General features: G+C 66.9%; 1 pseudogene. It reads left to right on the forward strand.

Annotated features, from left to right (window positions below):
- A pseudogene (acnA, locus tag DBV35_RS29675) lies at positions 1-314 on the forward strand (aconitate hydratase); the annotation flags it as partial.
- Between the last annotated feature and the right edge of the window lie 6 nt (positions 315-320).

A 320-nucleotide genomic window follows, 5' to 3' on the forward strand; every position in this document is an offset into this window, starting at 1 on the left:
CCGTCATCGTCGAGTCCTTCGAGCGGATCCACCGTTCGAACCTGATCGGCATGGGCGTCGTCACGCTGCAGTTCCCGGACGGCGAGTCGGCGAAGAGCCTCGGGCTCGACGGGACCGAGACCTTCGACATCGCCGGCATCACCGCGCTGAACGACGGGAAGACCCCGAAGTCGGTGCACGTGACCGCGACGAAGGACTCCGGCGAGACCGTCGAGTTCGACGCGAAGGTCCGCATCGACACCCCCGGTGAGGCGGACTACTACCGCAACGGCGGCATCCTGCAGTACGTCCTGCGGGGCATGCTGAAGAGCTGACGCGCG

Source organism: Acuticoccus kandeliae (assembly GCF_003073115.1).